Annotated in this window: 9 protein-coding genes; 8 read left to right on the top strand and 1 reads right to left on the bottom strand. The window is 49.1% G+C overall.

Going from position 1 to position 17,261, the window contains the following annotated elements:
* Positions 1-104: 104 nt before the first annotated feature.
* Complete coding sequence (locus AC0J5I_RS00150; RefSeq protein ID WP_475301762.1) at positions 105-6,275, bottom strand: polysaccharide deacetylase family protein; 6,171 nt, start codon at positions 6,273-6,275, stop codon at positions 105-107.
* 451 nt (positions 6,276-6,726) lie between these two features.
* On the opposite strand from AC0J5I_RS00150, the gene AC0J5I_RS00145 reads away from it, so the two are divergent.
* From AC0J5I_RS00145 to AC0J5I_RS00110, 8 genes are all read left to right on the top strand, one after another.
* Positions 6,727-7,812, top strand: coding sequence for an LCP family glycopolymer transferase (locus tag AC0J5I_RS00145; RefSeq protein WP_475301758.1), 1,086 nt, complete (start codon positions 6,727-6,729; stop codon positions 7,810-7,812).
* Positions 7,813-7,883: 71 nt separating this feature from the next.
* Positions 7,884-8,897, top strand: coding sequence for a UDP-glucose 4-epimerase GalE (gene galE / locus AC0J5I_RS00140; RefSeq protein WP_475301754.1), 1,014 nt, complete (start codon positions 7,884-7,886; stop codon positions 8,895-8,897).
* A gap of 143 nt (positions 8,898-9,040) precedes the next feature.
* Positions 9,041-9,925 carry a UTP--glucose-1-phosphate uridylyltransferase GalU gene (gene galU / locus AC0J5I_RS00135; RefSeq protein WP_475301750.1) on the top strand — a complete coding sequence of 295 codons (885 nt, stop codon included), beginning with the start codon at positions 9,041-9,043 and terminating at the stop codon, positions 9,923-9,925.
* 95 nt (positions 9,926-10,020) lie between these two features.
* A complete protein-coding gene (locus AC0J5I_RS00130) occupies positions 10,021-11,064 on the top strand; it encodes a glycosyltransferase family 2 protein (RefSeq protein WP_475301746.1) in 1,044 nt (347 codons plus the stop codon).
* 21 nt (positions 11,065-11,085) lie between these two features.
* Positions 11,086-12,192, top strand: coding sequence for a glycosyltransferase family 1 protein (locus tag AC0J5I_RS00125; RefSeq protein WP_475301743.1), 1,107 nt, complete (start codon positions 11,086-11,088; stop codon positions 12,190-12,192).
* Positions 12,189-13,259 (top strand): hypothetical protein, encoded by a 1,071-nt coding sequence (locus AC0J5I_RS00120; RefSeq protein WP_475301740.1) that lies wholly within the window; start codon positions 12,189-12,191, stop codon positions 13,257-13,259. The genes AC0J5I_RS00125 and AC0J5I_RS00120 overlap by 4 nt, the downstream gene beginning before the upstream one ends.
* Positions 13,260-13,279: 20 nt before the next feature.
* Entirely contained in the window at positions 13,280-14,332 is a 1,053-nt protein-coding gene (locus AC0J5I_RS00115; RefSeq protein WP_475301735.1) for an EpsG family protein, read from the top strand.
* 175 nt (positions 14,333-14,507) lie between these two features.
* A complete protein-coding gene (locus AC0J5I_RS00110; RefSeq protein WP_475301731.1) occupies positions 14,508-16,973 on the top strand; it encodes a GW dipeptide domain-containing protein in 2,466 nt (821 codons plus the stop codon).
* Positions 16,974-17,261 lie beyond the last annotated feature (288 nt).

The following is a 17,261-nucleotide window of genomic DNA, read 5'->3' as shown; positions in this document are numbered from 1 at the left end:
CAAACAGCTGATATAAACAATAACACCACCCTTGCAGCGATATGAATCGCAGTAAGGGTGGTGTTTTGCGTTTTCGGCCAGCTATTCAGGAATTTAAGCTATCATCAAGCAATTTCTGTAAAGAGGCCGATCGTGTATTCGGCTTGGCCGGTACTTGATGCATAATAGGCAAGCCCATCAACAACGTATACGTAGCCGTCACCATAAGGAGCATGCGCGATATGGTGCATTGCGAGGTCGTTCCATTGTCCATTATCCTGTGCACCAACGGCTTCACCAAGGTATTCGACAGTTACGGTTGTCGGTGAAAGGTCGGAAAGTTTATACCAGCTGGTGTATTCTCCGTAGACATTAGTTGCGACAGGTGTCACCTGTACTGGCATTACGATATAATCTTCGAACACGAATGGGTTGCCAGCGCCGCGGTAACCTTTTTCCGTCCAGTCCTCTTCTATGATGAGACCGGCTGGATGTAGTTGCCATTGGTCATTGCGCCAATCGCCAGAAGTGTTGTAGTACAAAGATATGCTGTTGTACGGTTGTTCAGATGTCGTTAAATACCAAGTGCCACCGACTTCGAAGACGTTCGTGTCGACGAAGTTTCCTTCCAATAAAGTGGAGTGATAATCCCAACCGAGTGGGAAAGAAGTTGCAAAGTAGGCTTCAACATTGCCGGCTTGGTCGGGAACCATGTAGTAGTTTTCATTGTATTCGAAAACACTAGGATAGGCTGCCCGAATGCCATCGGTTTCCGGACCGAGTACAACTTGGGTGTAGGTCCAGTTGACGAGGTCACTACTGTAGGCGTGGGCGACACTGTCTGTGAAGCTTTGGGTTGCTATGTTGTATTCCTGAAGTACTTCAAAGAACATGTGGTAGACACCATCGACAAGGATGATGAACGGATCGGCTGTTCCAAGTGGGTTGGAGACGTCGGTCACATCGTTCCGGGTGATGACTGGATTAGTGATGTTTCCGAAGTCATCCAGCACAGGGATAACGAATTCCGGTTCAGGTTCTACATAGCTGTAGTCGCCTTCATAAGCAAGCAACTCGCTTATGGTCGTGAATTGATAACCAAGAGCGCGGGCTGCTGTGATCATTTCCAACAGCGCGGTAGGGGTTGTGCTGGCTGAGCTGTTACCGTGCAGCAGATAGATGGCACCTGCAGAAAGGTTGTTCAGGACCGCCGCACTTACTTGGCTGGCTGAAAGTGTTCCGGACCAATCGCGGGTGTCGACCGTCCAACCGATTGTGTAGCTGTAGCCCAGGCTGCCGGCTGTAGCCAATACGGTTGCGTTTGTTTCTCCCATCGGAGCGCGGAAGTAAGGTGTTGTGCTTTCGCCGGTAGCAGTTTTCACTAGTTGCTCCAATTGATTCAGGTCGGCCGTCAACTCGGCTGCCGTCATCTGAGTGGCATCGTCTTGGGTAAAGGTGTGATTGCCTATCTCATGACCTTGAGCAAGGATGTCATCGATCAGAGTCGGATCAGTCAGCCCATTCAGGAAGAAGGTCGCTTTCACATCCAGCAGCGCCAAATTTGCCAATATCTGACGGAGATTAGCAGCACTGGAAACATCACTGATAGTTAAGGAAATGACTTGTTGATTGGTGTTGACTTGATTGATCAACTGCGAGGGTATCGTGATGACCGGAGGCTCAGGATCAACTGGGTCAACCGGATCGACCGGATCGGGATAGATGCCTTGCAGAGCCAACAATCCTGTGATTGTAGTGAATTCATAACCGAGTGCGCGTGCAGCTGCGATCATTTCCAACAAAGCTGCCGGAGTAGTGGCGGCTGTGCTGTTCCCATGCAACAAGAAGATGGAACCGGGTGTCAAGTTGTTCACGACGGCTGAACTGACTTGGGTGGCCGTCATGGTGCCTGACCAGTCACGCGTGTCCACCGTCCAACCGATCGTATAGTCATACCCGAGCGTGCCGGCTGTTGTGAGGACGGAAGTGCTCGTTGCCCCCATCGGAGCGCGGAAGTAAGGTTTTGAACTTGTTCCAGAAGCATTTTGGACCAGTTGCTCAAGGTTGTTGAGGTCGTTGGTCAATTGGGCTTCAGTCATTTGGGTGGCATCGTCATGGCTGAAAGTGTGGTTGCCGATTTCGTGGCCTTGGGCAATGATATCATCGATCAAGGTCGGATCGGTCAAGCCATTCAGGAAGAAGGTGGCCTTAACGTTGAGGGAAGCCAAGTTTGCCAATATTTCGCGGACATTATCCGCGTCTGAAGCATCACTGATAGTGAGAGAAACGACTTTTTCGCCTGTCGTTACCTGATTGATCAGTTGTGAAAGGACGGTTTCGACTGGATTTTCCGGATCAACCGGTATTTCTGGATCTACAGGTTCTTGCAAGTAGATTCCATCCAATTGGATCAGGTCACTGATGGTGGCGAAGGAGTAACCAGCTTCGCGGGCCGAGGTGATGATTTCGTACAAGGAACCTGGTGTGCTGGCGGATTCGGGCACAGCATGCATCAAGTAGATTGCGCCTGGGAATAATTGGTCCAATACGTTGGAAGCAATATCTTCCGAAGATAATGTGCCAAGGTAATCCAAGGTATCGACTGACCAACCTACAGTGTAGGTATAGCCAAGGCTGCCGAGAGTTTCCAAAACAGACTGATCGTAATCCCCGTATGGCGGACGGAAGAGCGGTCTGGATGTTGTTCCTGTCGCATTAACGACTTTGTTTTCCAAAGCGTTCAGCTCAGCCGTAAATTCTGCGATGGTCAAGTAGGTAGAAAATTCATGCGAGTAACTGTGATTCCCTAGTTCATGTCCTTGGGAAACGACTTGATACAACATGTCCGGATCGGCTGTGCCGTCCGCGAAGAAGGTCGCTTTGACGTCCAATTCAGCCAAAGCATCAAGGATACCCTGCAAGACTTCGCTGTCTCCAAGATCATCAAAGGTCAAGGAAATCACTTTTTGGTCCGTGTCTATCTGTTCAATGAATTGGGAGACGCCATCAGAAATTTCTCCGGGACCATTATTACTGCCATCATCAGTGACGCCTTCCAGTGCCATCAACTCGTCGATTGTGACGAATTCATAGCCTTGATTGCGGGCTTCCGCGACAAGGTACCAAAGGGATTGCGGCGTGCCGACAGCAGTCGGGTTCGCATGCATCAAGTAGATTGAGCCCGCATCCAGATAATCGGTTACGCTGGCTGCAATCTGCGTTTCGGATAAACCTTCCCAATCGCGTGTGTCCTGCGTCCAACCGATTGTGTAGGCATAGCCGAGGCTGCCTAGTGTTTCGAGCACGGCATCGTTATAGACCCCTGCTGGAGCACGAAAATAAGGTTTGGAGGATACGCCTGTTGTTTGAAGAATGTAATCTTCCATCAGTTCCAAGTCATAAGCCAATTCATCGGCTGAAAGGGATGTCGAATCGTCATTGTGGGAATAGGTATGGTTAGATAGTTGGTGTCCGGTTGCGACCAGTTCGGCCATCAGTCCGGGATCAGTTGTACCGTTTAGGAAGAAGGTGGCTTTGACGCCAAGGTAATTGAGGTTGTAGATGATGTCGGCTAGGTTGGTATAGTCGTCACCATCATCAAAAGTAAGGGCAATGACATTGCGATCCGTATCGACGTGGCTCACGAATCGGGATGGTCCCGCTCCGTAGTCCGGTTCTTCTACATCTGGATCGGTAACTACAGGTTCTTCACCAACATAGATGCCTTGATAAGCCAATAGGCCAGTGATTGTCTCGAAGCGGTAACCAAGTGCCTGGACTGCTGCCACCATCTGCAGAATTGCGGCAGGTGTTGCAACTGCGTCGGCGCTGCCGTGCAAAAGAAGGATTGCTCCGGGTGCTAAGCTGTTCACGACAGCAGAACTGATTTGTGCTGCTGTTTGTGTGCCGCTCCAGTCGCGTGTTTCGATAGTCCAACCGATGGCGTATTGATAACCGAGACTGCCGGCGGTTGCCAAAACAGTCGCATTGGTTTCGCCCATTGGTGCACGGAAGTAAGGTGTCGTGCTCGTGCCTGCTGCATCTTGAACGAGTTGCTCAAGGTTGTTGAGGTCCGTCGTCAATTGTGATTGGGTCAGTTGGGTGGCATCTTCGTGGCTGTAGGTATGGTTGCCGATTTCGTGGCCTTGTGCGATGATGTCATCGATCAAGCTCGGATCGGTCATGCCGTTGAGGAAGAAGGTGGCTTTGATTCCCAGTAGCGCGAGGTTATTGAGGATCTGCCGTACATTTTCGGTTCCGGATGCATCACTGATGGTCAATGAGATTACCGGCACATCGGTGTTGACTTGATTCACGATTTCAGCGGGTGAAGTGGTGCTTGGCGGATCTGGGTCCGGATCAGGGATTGTTTCACCAGGTTCCTCCCCAGGTGTTGTCGGATAGGAACCCTCCAAAGCGAGCAAACCGCTGATTGTGGCGAAGTTGTAGCCGAGTTGACGGATGGCGGTGATCATCTGCAACAAGGCTGCAGGTGTTGTGTTGGCTGAAGCATTTCCGTGCATCAGGAAGATGGCGCCTGGTGCTAGATTGTTCACGACCGCTGAACTGACTTGTGCTGCGGTCAAAGTGCCACTCCAATCACGAGTATCGACTGTCCAGCCGATTGTATACATGTAACCCATACTGGCTGCGGTTGCAAGGACTGCGTCATTTGTGGCTCCCATCGGTGCCCTGAAGTATGGGCGGGTAGTAGCTCCACCTGTGCTGTCCTGCACCAAGGTTTCCATAGCATTGAGTTCCCAGACGACTTCGCCGACTGTCATTGCGGTGGCATCATCGTGCGTGTAGGTATGGTTGCCGATTTCATGCCCCTGTTGAATGATTTCATTGATCACTGTGGGATCAGTCAAACCGTTCAGGAAGAAAGTGGCTTTCACATCCATCGTTGCCAAGTTGGCAAGAATTTCTCGGACGTTTTCGGCATCTGACGCATCGCTGATGGTCAAGGAAATAGTTTTTTCGCCGGTAGAAACTTGGTTGATAACATGTGATAGGATATCATCCGAATAATCCTCTTCGATCGGTGCTTCTTCTTCGACTGCAAAATAACCACCCAATGCCAACAAATCGCTGACAGTGGAGAAGCCGTAGCCAGCTTGTTTCAGCGCTGCGATCGAATACCACAAGGATTCGGGTGTGTTGGCTGCACCTACGCTGGCATGCATCAGGACAATCGAACCAGGTCTGACATTATTGACGACCGCATTGCTGACTTCAGTAGCAGAAATGCCGGTCCAATCGAGTGTATCGACATCCCAACCAATCGTGTATTGGTAACCAAGGCTCCCGACCGTGTCCAAAACGGAACTGTTGTAGGATCCATAAGGGAGACGGAAGAAAGGCAGAGAAGAGGTTCCGGTCGTTTCTTGGATGTAATCTTCCATCAGATTGATGTCGTTCGCTAACACGGATGAAGATAATGTCGCGGAGTCACCATGAGAGTAACTGTGGTTCGCCAATTGATGTCCGTCCGCAACGATTTGTTGCAGCAAGGAAGCATCAGCATCACCGTTCATGAAGAAGGTAGCCTTAACGCCCAAATAGTTCAAATTATACAGAATGTCGGAAAGATTCCCGTAAGAATGGCCGTCATCGAAAGTCAGAGCGATCACGTTTTCTGTGATATTCACTGAGTTGACGATTTGGGAAGTTCCCGAGAAGTCGCTGACTGCTGCTGCAGCCATCATCTGCATCGGTTCTTCATAAGTGACAGTGGCTTCTTGTTCTTCCGGTTCTTCGATCGGTGCAATTGCTATGGGTTCTTCTGGAACTTCTGAGGGTTGTGTCGGAACTGTCGGACTATCAACTGGAACTTCCATTACGATCGGACTTTCCGTTTCTGGTGCCGGTAGTTCTGTTGGGGTTTCAATTGGTAAGGTTGTTTCGGGTGCGGGTGCTTCCGTGGTAGGTGTTGTTGGGTTGATAGCTTCCTCAATAGGCAGGGTTGCCGGTGGAGTTGTTTCTGTGGTGGGTTGCGGATCGGCCGTTTCCGGCAGAGGCTGTTCTGTAGGTGGTGCAGGTGTTTCCGTCATCTGCTCATCTACCGCAGTCACTTCTGCGGGCGGAGATTCCGTTGTTGTAGTTGCGGGTGTGTTGGCGTCATTGGCTTCCATCACTGTTTCCGGCAGCGGAATACCTGGCGGCAGTTCATAGAGAATGGGCTCTTGGAGTGTGGTTTCTGTTGTCCCTTCCGTTGCTGCAGATACATCTGTCAGCGCGCCGTAGATTGTAAATATGACTAAGAAAGGAGGCAGTATCATAAATCTTTTTTTCATAATTCAGCCCTCCTTCAATCGCTAAATCTGAAAACAAGCCTATTCGGTTAAGTGATTCTTTCGCTGCAGTGGGTGGTATACTACGTAACCATCAGGACCATCTCCTTATTATTGTAAATAAACGTGGAATGAGCCGGAAATAGTGTAAGAGGTCAAGTACTGATAGGTTTATTCGCCTGCTTAACTTAACCACTTTATGTTATTATAACCCAAATGAAAGCGTTTTAAAAGGATTAGGCTATCTGGTTGGAACCCAGAAACGCCCGTCCAAAAGCGTTTCTGGAGATATGCTAAAATTGGTGTGTATTACTTTGTTATAGGTTTGCTTTTTTGTTAAGTTTTTGAATATCCCTTTTTCATTCGCCGGAATTGTTCTATACTGGATGAAGCGGTACTAACTAGGGTGATGGGCTGTCATGCAGCCACATTGCGCAGAAAGAGGCTCGAACCGATGAATGACACAAGAAGCAATTATTTTAAGAAGAAAAAACGAAACCGAATCATTATTCTATCATTGTTGAGCCTTGTCCTCATCGCTTTCGCGTTGTTCTGGACTGTCTATGACGATGTGGAAAGCACGTTGAAAACTGTTTTCGAAGATGTCAAAACGGAAAATATGCGGGAAGAGGAAGTTTCGGTCGATGCGACCCATCCAATTTCGTTCGCACTGTTGGGAATCGACATGTATGGGGACGGAATCGCGGAAGGTAGCGGTCGTTCGGACACGATCATCGTTGCGACGGTCAATCCGAAGACCAAAAAGACTACAATCGTCAGTGTGCCGCGCGACAGTTATGCGGAGATGGTGGGCTATGAAACGAGTATCTATCCGGAGTATAATGACAAGATTACCCATGCCTATGCATTCGGCAGTACCCAGATGGCCATCAACTCCATCCAGGAATTCTTGAATGTGCCGATCGATTATTACGTCGAAATCAATATGCAAGGGCTGCATGACATTGTGGAGGCAATCGGCGGCATCGAATTGACGAGTCCGTTGACATTCGAGTTTGAGGGTTCTTCCTTTATCGAGGGTGAAACCGTCACCGCGAATGGATGGGATGCTTTGGCTTTCGCGCGGATGCGCAAAGAGGATCCTGAAGGCGACTTAGGCCGTCAGAATCGACAACGGATGGTCATCAAAGCGATTTTGGATAAGTTGATCAGCATCGACAGCGTCACGAATTACAAAAAAATTCTCAGTGCAGTTGAAGTGAATATCCAAACCAACCTTTCATTTGAGGATCTGCTTGATATCAAGTCAGGCTATGTAGATGCGCTCGACACGTTCACACAACTTTCAATCGCTGGGGAAGAACTGTATTATGATGAAATCTACTATTATTATGTCGATCCGGAAGAGCGTTTGCGCATCGCGAATACGCTGCGGGATGAGTTGGAAATCGATCAGGTACAGTTCAGCGACATGAACCTTTCGGATGCTGATTCATCCTTTGGTTTTGGCCAGATGACCAGCGCCGGATTGATTACAGAAACGCCCGATTTCGACAGTTCCCAAGCATCGGAAGAATAAGAAAACAAATCATCCACGGCAATAATGAAAAAGAAAATAAACAATAATAGCCAATTGGAAAGAGGGATTATATGTCAGTATTAGTAACAGGTGGAGCCGGATATATCGGCAGCCATACCGTAGTGGAATTGTTAAAAGCCGGCCAAGAAGTGGTCATCGTCGACAACTATTCGAACAGCAAACCGGAAGTGTTGAACCGAATCAAAACGATCACCGGCAAAGCACCGACCTTCTATGAAGTGGACGTATTGGATCGTGAAGCGCTAGATGACGTATTCGCAAAAGAAAACATCGACTCGGTCATCCATTTTGCAGGCTATAAAGCGGTAGGCGAATCTGTAGCGAAACCGATCGAATACTACCACAACAACATCACAAGCTCGTTGGTATTGTGCGACGTAATGCGCAGCCACGGCGTGAAGAAGATTGTCTTCAGCTCTTCGGCTACGGTATACGGTATGAACAACGTGTCGCCGTTGACAGAGGACCTGCCTACGAGTGCAACGAATCCTTACGGCTATACGAAAGTGATGATCGAACAGATCCTCCAGGATGTGGCGTTCGCCGATTCCGAGTGGAGCATCGCACTCTTGCGTTACTTCAATCCGATTGGCGCGCATGAGTCGGGCTTGATTGGTGAAGATCCGACCGGCATCCCGAACAACCTGATGCCGTACATCACGCAAGTGGCGGTCGGAAAATTGCCGCGCTTGAGCATCTTCGGGGACGATTACGACACTCCTGATGGCACAGGCGTACGCGACTACATCCATGTCGTCGACTTGGCGTTGGGCCACATCAAGGCTTTGGATAAAATCAAGGAGTCGAACGGCGTCGGCATTTACAACCTCGGTACCGGCATCGGCTACAGTGTGCTGGACTTGACCTATAATTTCCAGAAGGCCACTGGAGTCGAGATTCCTTACACAATCATCGACAGACGCCCTGGCGACGTCGGGACTTGCTACGCGGATGCGACAAAGGCAAAAGAAGAACTAGGCTGGACAGCCCAGAAGACATTGGCTGACATGTGCCGTGATTCCTGGAATTGGCAAAAGAGTAATCCGAATGGCTACGAAGCGTAGTTTTTGCGCTGAATGAACTTGGGCCGCGGCATCGCTCATCCGATTGGATGCGTGCCGTGGCCCTTTTTCTGTCTTATGTTGATTCTTTTTTGGCGGCATCTTTGTTATAATGGAACAGACTAAACAGGAAAGAGGGAGTCCCCATGACAAAAGTACGCAAAGCTGTAATACCTGCAGCAGGTTTAGGAACGCGATTCTTGCCGGCAACGAAAGCGATGGCAAAGGAAATGATGCCGATCGTGGATACACCAAGCATCCAATATGTGGTGGAAGAAGCCATGGCTGCCGGCATCGAAGAAATCATCATCATCTCTGGGAAGGGCAAGAGTCCGATCGAGGATCATTTTGACGTAAACATCGCCTTGGAAGAAAACTTGAAGGCAAAAGGCAAGACCGCTATGCTGGAATTGGTTCAGCAGACGAACATTCCGCACATTCACTATGTGCGCCAGGCCTACCCGAATGGACTGGGCGATGCGATTCTGCAGGCGGAAGCTTTCATCGGCAACGAACCTTTTGTCGTACTTTTGGGCGATGACATCATGCCGAGCGAAGTCCCGTTGGCAAAAGCGTTAATGGACACCTACGACGAAACGAAGGGCGGAGTCGTGGCGACGATGCGCATCCCTGAAGACATGACGAATCGATACGGAATCATCGACATCAAGGAGAAAGTCGGCGAACATATCTACAGCGTCAACCACTTCATCGAGAAACCTGCTCCGGAAGAAGCGCCGAGCAACCTTGCCATCATCGGCAGGTATTTGCTGACACCGGAAATATTCGACATTCTGCGCGACCAAGAACCCGATGCCGGCAATGAAATCCAACTGACCGATGCCATCGAATCATTGAACGCGATCCATCCGCTGGTCGCTTATGAATATACCGGCAAGCGCTACGATGTAGGCGACAAATACGGCCTATTGATTGCGAACATCGAATTCGGTCTGGAGAACAAGGACACGGCCGACAAGATGCGCCCTTATCTGAAAGAACTGGCTAAGGAATTAAAGAACAAAGCATAACGCGTTGCAGTGATAGGAGGAGCCATATATATGCCCAGACCCAAATTAAGCCGCTCCGGGTGCTCCGTCATGCCCAACGTCAGGAAGGAAAACTAATGGAAAACAAACCTTTTTTCAGCATTGTGATCCCGGCCTACAACTGCGCCGACACCATCCGTGCCACTTTGAAAAGCATCGCTGCACAGACGGTCAGCGATTTTGAGGTCATCATCGTGAACGACGGTTCGAAGGACGCGACAGCGGACGTTTTGCAGGCAGTTGCTGCCGAAGACAGCCGCTTCTCTTTCATAACCATCCCGAACAACGGGCCGGGAAATGCGCGCAATCAAGGGATTGCGCGCACAAAGGGGACCTATCTTTTTTTGATGGATGCGGACGACGAAATCGAGCGCCATACGTTGGAACGCTACCAAGCGATCATCAAAAGCGAGGCACCGGACCTAATCGTGGCTTCCTACAATCTGCGGGTGCTGGACAATCAGGAGATCGTTTCGGAAAAGCAGGTCATCGCCGAAGATAAGGTCTACGCCTCGAATGCGGTGTTCCTAGAGAATCTGTATCCTTTGATGAACAAGCAACTGATGTATGTCATTTGGAACAAGCTTTACCGTCTGGACATCATCCGCAAGCATCAGATCGCCTTTCCGAGCTACAGTAGCTGTGAGGACCGTCTGTTCAACATCGCCTACTACCGCCATGCAAAAAAAGTTGTGACGACCAGCGAAGTGCTTTACCAATACGCTTTCGAAGGCAAGAGCAGCTTGACGAACAAGTATTTCGACAATAAATTCGAGACGTTCCTGGAATTCTACAATGAATTGCTGGACCTGACCGACAAGGATCTGGGCGGTTTCAGCGCACTATTCCTGAAAGGCACGATGTCCTGCATCATCCCGTTGCACGGCGCAAGCTGCCCGTTGGATTGGGCAGGCAAAAGGGCCTATATCCAAAAAATCCTGCAGCATCCGCGCGTACAGTATGCAACGGTGCACAGCCTGACCGATACGCCGATCCGGAAAATCATGCAGTTCCTGTTCCGGAGCAAATCGGTCCACCTGAACTATATCGCTTCCGGCATGATGCATTTGCTGAGCAATGCTTCGCCGAAATTGATTGAAAAACTCAAAGGAAATTTCTAGACAGATGGGAGAACTACACTAATGACTCAACCTAAACGTGTCCTGCATTTCCAGGGCAGAATGGGCAAGGGCGGGGCGGAAACCTTCATGATGAACGCCTACCGCAATATCGACCGCTCCAAGTTCCAATTTGATTTCGTCATCTATGAGGAATTTGCTGACGTGCGTCCTTATCATGATGAAATCGCCGCATTGGGAGGCAAAATTTTCGTGGTGCCAAACCCCAATAAGCACCCGCTCCGCTACATCAAAACCGTCAGCAAACTGCTGCAGGAGAACCAAGTCGATATCGTCCACAACGAAATCTTCTTCGGCGGCGGCCTGAACCTATGGCTGGCTGCCAAAGCCGGCGTCAAAAAACGCATCGCCCACAGCCATGCGACTTCCGACGGTAAAGGTAACCGATTCCCGTACAGCGTCGTGCGCCCGATTTTCAACAATCTGATGATGAAATATGCGACTGATTTCATCGGCTGTTCAGATGAAGCCGGTATCGGCCTCTTCGGCAACGAGCAGCCATTCGTTATGCTTCCGAACGGTATCGACCTCGACCGTTACCGCAACGTGCCGGTGACGAAGGAAGAGATGCATGTGCAGTTGGGCATTCCGGAAGACACCTTCGTGATCGGTCATATCGGCCGTTTCGAAGAACAAAAAAATCACCGGCTGTTGCTGAAGATTTTCCAGCACATCCTGAAGAAACACCCGAACACGTATCTGTTGTCGGTTGGGGCCGGAAGCCTCGAAGCAGAGATCCATGGCTTAGCCAAGGATCTGGGTGTATCCGACCATGTGCTCTTCATGGGGGAGCGCGAAAATATCGCCGAACTGCTGAAAGCGATGGATGTCTTCCTGTTGCCTTCGTTGTATGAAGGTTTGCCGATCGTGGCGGTGGAAGCGCAGGCCGCCAACGTCAAGATGGTGATGTCGACGGAAGTGTCGGAGGACACGGTATTATCCGAAAATGTCCGGTTTGTGCCGCTGGATGCGGACTTGGACCGTTGGGAAGCCGAAGTCATGGGCGAGCCGAAAGGCAACAGTCCAAAACCGGAAATGGAAGCTTTTGACATGCGGAAGACCGCAAAAGCGCTGGAAAAAATCTACGACGCGAAGGAGGCCTCTGCATGATGCATTTACCCACCCTAAAAGAAACAAAAGAATTTTTGCAGGATAATAAAAAGACGATCTTCGGGACTGCTTTAGCACTTGTCCTACTGTACATACTGGCAATCGCCTACACGCTGTTCAGTGATGATAAAGTCGAAGAAATCAAGAAAATTGATCCGGCCACTGGATTAGAACTGCAGCTGATCACGGACACTGAATACAAAGCGCTCTTGGAAGATGCCGTACGTTTCGATTTCTATGTAGAAAATACGGAAGGCTATGCTTTCACGAATTTTAATCTGTTGGAAGCAGTGCTGTTATCGCCAAATGTCTATGAGGCGATTGATTCGGTGGAGCCAATCGTTGCAACTGATGAAATCGAAGCGATGGAAGAAGGCGACATTCCGGCAAATTACATGATTGATGTAGACACGGATTATGATACGAGTGAGTTACACATCACTGTAGGGACCGGAAATGAGGCAAAGAATGAAGCCATCGCAACAGTCCTCTATAAAGCAATGCAAGAGGGAACGATCCCCTTCTTCGAAAACAAGAGCATCTACCTATTGTCCGAACCGCATGTTGTCCAATTGGAAAAAGGTCCGGAGAAGACAAATGAAACAGGAAGTACTAGCTTGTTGCTGTATCTTGTAATGGGTGTTGGTTTGTTCATTGGCGGCCTGTTGTTGGGCATGCTGTTGGGATTTTTACGTCTGTTCTTCAAGAAGGAGATCACGGATGTGTTCAACTATCGCATGAGCGATGATGATACGGTGTTAGACCTGTCCCATACGGCTGCTGCAGAACAGGAAGCGGCTTTAGCGCACGGTATCCAACATCCGGCTGCGACCCGCAAACTGATCCTTTCCGAGGAACCGGTGGCGCCGACTGTGCACAAACGCTTGGAGCAGATAGAAGGGAAACCATACGTATTCGCGCAATCCATCCTTTCGGCAGACCCACTGTTGAGTTTCGATGAAGTCATCATCGTTTCCCGTAAGAACGGCACGACGAAGGATTGGTACAAGAATCAACGCACGCTATTGGAAAATTATGCGACTCCAATCAAAATCATCTTAGTCTAGCATTGGAGGAGGAATAAAGGATGGCGCTCTACGTCTTTACGTTCATCATCTTGCTGCTGCTCAGCATTGCTGAAGTGTTCTATGACAACAAAAAAATCGTCCTGATCGGTGGCGGCCTCTTGGCTATCCTGGCCGGGTTGCGCTATTACTCAGGATACGATTTCGTTTCTTATTATTACTTTTTCTATGATTTGACAGGCTTATCGGATGTCTTCAACGGCAGCATCGATGCCGAACCAGGTTACCTGTTATTGAACTATCTATTCCTTAAGTTGGGTTTGAACTATTACGCATTCATTCTCTTCTTCGCGTTCCTGAGCATGGGGTTGTTGGTCAATTATCTTTATAAAAATGTCCCATATCCGTCCTTGATCCTGTTCTACTATTTTTCCCGCTTCTTTTTGGCGAGGGATATGGGGCAGATCCGCGGTTCGATTGCGAGCATCATCCTGCTCTATTCGGTGAAGTACCTGAAGCAGAAACAGCTATTCCGTTTTCTGCTCGTGGTGGGGATTGCATCGCTGTTCCATATCACCGCGCTCATCTTCATCGTCGGCTACGTCTACGAGAACTATCTCTATGACGGCAGCCGGCTGCAGGTGATGGTGCTGTTCGCTTTGGCGGTTGCCGCAGGAATTGTTGTGCAGATTCCGCAGCTTTACATGTGGGCGGTCCCAGACCGCTACGCACCGTATTTCACGAACCCGGCCTATACGGGTGGGCAGTGGTTGCTAAATCCGGTCCTGATGATGCAGCTGCTGATTTTCTTCGCGACATTGCTGTTCACGAATATCCGCAAGGATGAAAAATACCGGACGTATCATAATCTCTACTTCTTAGCTTCATTGATTCTGATCGCTTTCGGAAATCTGGCGACAGTAGGTGGACGTCTGAGTTCACCATTTGCGACCTATGAAATGTTCGTGGCACCGTATTTCATCCTTAATTTTACGAAGAATAAAATGGTCAATCTTATTTTCTGTTTAGGATTCACGGTCATCATCTTTTTGTTGATCTTCATCTTGTCAGGGGATTATGCCTACTTCATTCCGTACGATACGCTTTTGAATTAAAAACAGTCTCTCTTCTTTCCCTGTTTGGCTAGGGAAATCGGAGAGGCTGTTTTGCTTTTTGACGATTGAAATATCTGTTCGAAAAACAAGGTGTCATCCAGAATGAAAAATGGTAAGATAGCCTTGTATTATTCAAAATAATTGAATGGATTCATTATCTGATTGGAGGGGTAAAATGAAGAGAATGTTTCATAATAATGCTTTGGATTGGCGCATGGCTTCTATGGTAGGGGTTGTGCTTTTGGCTTTAGGCACGTCCAACATTCCGGTAGCTAAGGCCACTGATATAGATGGCGTAACTGTGGTTTCAGAAACGGCATACGTCCAGATTCTATCGACGACGACTGTGGATTACGAAGCTACGGTAACGCACGGCACCGACGGGATCAACACGCTTCCTTGGGGAACGCAAGGGTACAAGACGATTGGATCCAGTTCGAGTTATCTCGGGAAAACCATCACGGTCAGCCAGGAAAAGTTGGCCGATAACGGTGTGACCTGGGCGCTGATTTCTTTGGATGGAAAGGCAATCGGTTGGATTGCTAAAGATGCTTTGACGGAAGCGACCTATCTGGCTGTTCTTTCGACAACTACTGTGGATTATCCGGCAACGATCACACGTGGAACGGATGCAATCAATGCAGAGCCGTGGGGGACATACGGCTTTAAGACTTTGGGACAGAGTGCGGATTACTTAGGAAAAAGCGTGACCGTCAGCCAAGAGAAAATTGTGGAGAATGGCGTGACGTGGGCCTTGATTTCGTTAAATGGCACACGATTGGGCTGGATCACCAAGGATGCATTGACAGAGCCGACCTATTTGTCGGTTTTATCAACCACAACTGTGGATTATCCGGCAACGATTACGCGCGGAACGGATGCAATCAACACAGCACCATGGGGGACCCGCGGGTTCAAAACTTTGGGACAGAGTGCGGATTACCTGGGCAAAAGCGTGATCGTCAGCCAGGAGAAAGTTGTGGAGAATGGTGTGACATGGGCGCTGATTTCGTTCAACGGCACCCAATTAGGCTGGATCGCCAAGGATTCATTGACAGAGCCGACCTATGTACAGATTTTGTCTACGACCAATGTGGATTATGAAGCGACAATCATCCGCAACTCTGATGCGATCAATTCGCAGCCATGGGGCACGAAAGGCTACCAGACAGTCGGCAATAGCAGCACTTATGCGAACAAGCAAGTGACCGTCAGCCAAGAAAAAGTAGCCGACAACGGCGTTACTTGGGCTCTGATCGCATTGGATGGTATCCAATTGGGCTGGATCGCCAAGGATGCTTTGAAACCGGTCATATATGTGCAGATTCTTATGACGACAGACGTGAATTATCCGGCTACGGTAACGCGCGTTGGGGACGGCATCAACACGCAGCCTTGGGGAACAAGAGGGTATCAAACCATCGGCACCAGCTCGAACTATCTGGGCAAACAAGTGACCGTCATCCAAGAAAAAGTGGCTGACAATGGAGTGACATGGGCCTTAATTTCCATTGATGGAAACCAGATTGGCTGGATTTCGAAAGCTGCCTTGACCGAACCGACTTATGTCCAAGTCGTATCTTCGAAGACCGTTTCCTATCAAGCAACTATTTTTCGAGGAACCGATGGCATCAACACATTGCCATGGGGAATGAAAGGCTACAAAACAATTGGCTACGGATATACTTATTTGGGACAAAAAGTCACTGTCTCAAAAGAGCAAGTGACGGATAACGGCGTGACCTGGGCTCTGATTTCCATCAATGGAAAGGAACTCGGTTGGATTGCAAAAGAAGCTCTCTTCAATAAAGTCATCACTACGACTGACACGTTCTATAAAGCGACGATCACACGCGGGACGGACGGCATCAACACATTGCCATGGGGGATGGAAGGCTACCAAACGGTCGGCTATACTTCCAGTTACCTTGGTAGTGGCGTGACAGTCAGCCAAGAAAAGTTGACTGCGGATGGCGTCCTTTGGGCATTGGCTTCTCTTAATGGAAAGGTGCTGGGTTGGATTGCTAAGGACGCCTTGACGGTTGCTGTGTTGAACCACACAGTGTTCCTTGATCCCGGACATGGTGGCTGGGAGGCAGGAGCGACTTACAGTAGCGTGATGGAAAAGACCATCAACCTGGCTGTCTCGAATAAGGTGAAAACAAATCTGGAAGCGTTGGGATTCACGGTCATCATGTCGCGCACAACAGATACCTATGTTGGTTTGCTGGAGCGCTCAGAAGAGGCGAATGCATCGGGAGCGGATATTTTTGTCAGCATCCATCACAATGCGATGCCAGGAAATGCCACTGTCACCGGAATCGAAACGTACTACTATCAATACGACTCAGATTACCCGCCGATCATCAACGAAGAAATGCACAATGATCCAACGCGCATTCTGGAGAGTGCGCAATTGGCTTCAGCGATCCAGGATTCCTTGATAGACAATACATGGGCGATCGATCGCGGCGTGCGTCGGAATACATTCGCAGTTCTTCGAGAAACGGCTATTCCTGCGGTATTGCTGGAACTGGGTTACATGAGTTCGCCGACCGAGTTGGCGAAGCTGACCACGAGCAGCTACCAGACAACTTTGGCGAAAGCTATCACTGTTGGTATCGTAGCTTATTTCGAATAGCCGAATTCTGAAGAATAGCCAAAACACAGTATAAAAGTAAAGGTCTGAAGAATCCTCTGTGGAGAGATGTTTCTTCAGGCTTCTTTTTTCATTAACAGCATACCTACCCAAAAGAAACGCGCAATCAACAAAGCAGAAAACGGCCGAGTCGATTGCGCGTATTTTATTATATCAATTCAGTATTGATTAGGCTTGGTACTCGAAGATACGTTGCGTGAACCCTTGGAAGTCCGTGATGACACCCTCCTTACAGATTTGGCGATTCAGTTGGGTTATTGAGTCATTCAA

Source organism: Trichococcus sp. TS_SC_9 (assembly GCF_056156325.1).
The sequence above is the reverse complement of the archived record's forward strand: the minus strand, read 5'-3'. Positions and strand labels throughout refer to the sequence as shown.